The following is a 3,987-nucleotide window of genomic DNA, read 5'->3' on the forward strand; positions in this document are numbered from 1 at the left end:
CCTTGAGCTCCGTTTCACGCCATTCTCCTTCCGGGTCACTACTCCAGGTGATTCCGGCACCGGAACCGAAGCGCAGCCGTTCGGCTGCGAACCAGAACGTTCGAATGCCGACCGCGAGCTCGCCCAGCCCCTGGTCGGCATCGACCCAGCCGATTGCGCCGCAGTACGGTCCACGCGCCGACGGCTCCAGGTCCTGGATGACACGTAGCGCGCTCAGCTTCGGAGCACCCGACACCGACCCGGGTGGGAAGCTCGCGGCGAACAGTTCGGGCCAGCCGACATACGGCCGCAGCCGCGCCTCGACGGTGGACACCAGATGCACCAGACCCGGATAAGCCTCGACCGAGCACAGCGTCGGGACGCTCACCCCGCCCGGGCAGGCGACCCGGCCCAGGTCGTTGCGCACCAGATCGACAATCATGATGTTCTCGGCGACGTCCTTCTCCAGCAGGTCGGCCGCGACCCGTCCCGTCCCCTTGATCGGCCCCGACCGCACCACATCGCCCCGGCGCGACAGGAACAGCTCCGGGGATGCGCTGACCAGCCGGATGTCCGCCTCCGGGACATACATCACAGCCGCATACGGGGCCGGGTTGCCGTACGCCAACGCCATGCCTAGGGCCGCGATCGCCTCACCGCTCTCGGCGGCCATGGGTACGGACAGCACCCGGCACAGATTGACCTGATAGACCTCACCGGCAGCGATCTCGGCGCGGATGCGCCGCACGCCGGCGATATAGCCGTCTTGGTCTAGACTACTCGTCCATGCATCGCGTGGCGGGCCGCACCACGGCCGTCCCGCGATCGCCGTCAGCGGAGGGGCGGCGCGGACGTCCGCAAAACGCACGCACCGCGCCTCACCCTCAAAATCGACCACGACCGCCCAGAAACCGCCGCGGTCGAGCGCGGCCAGGTCGTCGGTGACATCGATCACGCCGGTTGCGAGCCTGCCGCCGGCAACCATGAAGGACGCCGTCCGCCACGGCGGGCGGCGCCGAGCCTCCGCCCGACCCCCCGCGGCCTGCGCCGCCGGCTTCCCAGCACCGACGAAGACGCCGCCCGGCCTGGCTTGCCAGTTGCGGTCCGGACTGTCCCGAGTCGCGCTGTCCATCCGAATCACGCTACCGGTGTCCGGGCCGGCGGCACGCGGCCCGACCAGCCGGTTTTGACAGCCGGCAAGCACAACCGGCACCGGCGAGCGGGCAACGACACAGAAACTTCACATCGCAGACACAGCGGACGGCGGGTCATTCGACGCTTCCCCCCATCGTCCGCTAGAGTGCTAGCTGCACCGCCAAGAGGCGGGGCACGCGGACGTGGCTCAGCTGGTAGAGCATCACCTTGCCAAGGTGAGGGTCGCGGGTTCGAATCCCGTCGTCCGCTCGAGAGTGTGTGAGGTCAGAGGTCAAGCCCGTCCCGGCCTCCTTGGCGGAGTGGCCGAGTGGTTTAGGCAAGGGCCTGCAAAGCCCTGTACGCGGGTTCGATTCCCGCCTCCGCCTCGGCAATAAAGCAACAAACTGGAACAAACTTGGGCGATTAGCTCAGTGGGAGAGCGCTACCTTGACACGGTAGAGGCCACTGGTTCAATCCCAGTATCGCCCACGCGCTGGCTTGGCCTGCTCGCTGATCTGCGGTCAGCTTCGCCGGAGCCGGGATGTCTGCCCGGGGGCCGAGCCCCCCGGAGCCCCCCACGTTCCTATGGCTGGGGCAACTTTCCGCCCCCGACGCCGAGCTGCGCTCGGCCGGACGGGTTTGAACGACTACCGGCTTGGCCTGCTCGCTGACCTGCGGTCAGCTTCGCCGGAGCCGGGATGTCTGCCCGGGGGGCCGAGCCCCCCGGAGCCCCCCACGTTCCTATGGCTGGGGCAACTTTCCGCCCCCGATGCCGAGCTGCGCTCGGCCGGACGGGTGGGGATAACGACAAAGAGCCCCGGACCGATGAGTGACCTGTGTCCTCGGAAAGCGCGAACCCCGGCTGCTCCTCGTCCGGGGAGGGACCAGGGCCATGGGCTGGCCGACACGCGGCTCGTCGGGTGAGCCTCGTGCACTGCTCGTGGTCGGTGTGACTGTGACGCGGAATCAGAGGCTGGCCAGCCGGTGGATGACGGAACCGGGGCTGCGTCGGTGGTCGGGAAGGGGCGAGGAGCTGCCGTTACCCGGTGGGTCTGCATCCGGGTCGGATCGTCGATGTGGACGGGCCGCTGGGGAACGATGTCCGACGCTGCCGATCGGCAGGGTGCCCGACCGGCACGTTCACCGGGAACGGAGTGCCTTGTCCATTTCTATGGAGTCGGCGACGGCAGGTGAGGCATCCGGGCCTCGAACTGGCCAACTGTCGGCAGCGCCATACGGGGGGTCGCCGTGTCTCTCATCTTCATCAGCTACGCATCGCAGGATCGCGCAGAGGCGACTCTGCTCAAGAACAGCCTGACCTCCGCCGGTCTCACCGGTGTCTTCCTTGATTACGATCCGTCGGATGGTGTCCCGCCGTCGGCCCGTTGGGAGAAGCATATTTGGCAGGAGCTCCGCCGTTCTGACGCCGTCGTGTTCCTCGGGACCCGTCATTCCGCCGATTCGCAATGGTGTCACAGTGAACTCTCCTACGCGCAGATCAAAGGGATCCCGATCTTTCCCGTCCTCCTGGAACCGGATCTCGAGGTCCCTCTGCTCGCCGACAGCCAGTGGCGCGGCTTCCTCGCAGGCGAGGAGACCTCGACCGAACGCAACTATAACGTTGCATTCAGAATAGTAGGAAGTAATAGTACGATGAGCTACCGGAAATGATGAGAGGGAAACATCTATGTCAGCGACGCCCAAAACGACTGTGGTCAGGGTGCCCAAGGCTGGCGAAATGGTTGCCGCCCAGCTTCGCCGACAGATCGTGACCGGCCAACTGCGCGAAGGCGACCTGCTCCCCTCCGAACCGGTCCTGATGGAGCAGTTCGGAGTGTCCCGGCCAACCCTGCGTGAAGCGTTCCGCATCCTGGAATCCGAGCAGGTCATCCACGTCCGTCGCGGTGCCCATGGCGGCGCCCAGGTGCTCCTGCCCGACACCGCGGCCGCCAGCCGCTACGCCGGCGCACTCCTGCAATATCGGGGAACGACCCTCGCCGACGTGTACGAAGCACGCTCCCACCTGGAGTCGGCAGCCGTGGCTATGCTCGCCCGGGAGCGCTCCGCGGCCAACCTCCGCAGGCTCAACCAGATGCTCGCCGAGGGCGAAGCCCTGCTCGACGACCCCGTCACCTTCGCCGAGAAGCACGACCTGGAATTCCACCGGCTCCTGATGGAGCTCTCCGGGAACCAGACCATGATGATGTTCCTGGACATCCTGTTCTCGATCATCAAGAGCCACGACGAGAAGTTCATCCGCGAACACCGCAGCAGGCCGTTCAGCACGTCCAACGTGACCGCCGCGCACGACGCCCACATCAAACTGGTCGAGCTCATCCGGCAGAAAGACGCCGACAAGGCAGTCGCCTTCTGGCGCGAACACCTCACCCAGGTCACCAAGTTCATGGTCCAGGATCCCGGCGAAACCATCCTGGACGTGCTGTCCTAGTGTCTCGTGATTCCGCTTCACTTACTCGATCGAAGGTTCTGATCAAGCCCGCGACCAGCGTAGATGACTTAGAGTAACGTAAATTGCCCGGAATCACGAGACACTAGGGCCTGGTTAGGCGGGGTAGTAACGGCGTGTTGACACCCGCGCGGAGCTGAGTGCGATGACGCCGAATCAACTCGCGGACGCCCGGAAGCGGTCGGCGGCGTTCGCCGCGGAGATGTTCGGGCTAATCGGATCGGGATACCGGCTCGGACGCGTCCCACCGGTTCATCGGACGATCCCCGTAGAAGATCGGCCGTGTGACAGGTCGAGATGATATCAGGACGGTCGCGTGGCGAGGAAGGCTGTTATCCCGTCCACAATGCCCTGTGCGGCACGTTGGCGCCACGCGGCGTCGGAGACCCGCGTGGCGTCGATGGGAT

General features: G+C 66.0%; 3 protein-coding genes and 3 tRNA genes. 5 read left to right on the forward strand and 1 reads right to left on the reverse strand.

Going from position 1 to position 3,987, the window contains the following annotated elements; genetic code table 11:
* Window positions 1–964, reverse strand: a 964-nt coding sequence (locus tag DD1DGNOD_RS16080) for a chorismate-binding protein (protein WP_131770488.1), incomplete at its 3' end; no start/stop codon positions are given.
* A 346-nt stretch (window positions 965–1,310) separates the two neighbouring features.
* Here DD1DGNOD_RS16080 and DD1DGNOD_RS16085 point away from each other — a divergent pair.
* From DD1DGNOD_RS16085 to DD1DGNOD_RS16105, 5 genes are all read left to right on the forward strand, one after another.
* Window positions 1,311–1,383 (forward strand) — tRNA-Gly (locus tag DD1DGNOD_RS16085).
* 44 nt (window positions 1,384–1,427) lie between these two features.
* Window positions 1,428–1,499: transfer RNA gene (locus DD1DGNOD_RS16090), tRNA-Cys, on the forward strand.
* A 31-nt stretch (window positions 1,500–1,530) separates the two neighbouring features.
* Window positions 1,531–1,602 (forward strand) — tRNA-Val (locus tag DD1DGNOD_RS16095).
* Window positions 1,603–2,361: 759 nt separating this feature from the next.
* On the forward strand, window positions 2,362–2,784 hold the full coding sequence (locus DD1DGNOD_RS16100; RefSeq protein WP_165034889.1) for a toll/interleukin-1 receptor domain-containing protein: 423 nt from the start codon (window positions 2,362–2,364) through the stop codon (window positions 2,782–2,784).
* 16 nt (window positions 2,785–2,800) lie between these two features.
* On the forward strand, window positions 2,801–3,562 hold the full coding sequence (locus tag DD1DGNOD_RS16105; RefSeq protein ID WP_131766356.1) for a FadR/GntR family transcriptional regulator: 762 nt from the start codon (window positions 2,801–2,803) through the stop codon (window positions 3,560–3,562).
* Window positions 3,563–3,987: the final 425 nt, after the last annotated feature.

The organism is Candidatus Protofrankia californiensis (genome assembly GCF_900634765.1).
Lineage (GTDB): Bacteria > Actinomycetota > Actinomycetes > Frankiales > Frankiaceae > Protofrankia > Protofrankia californiensis.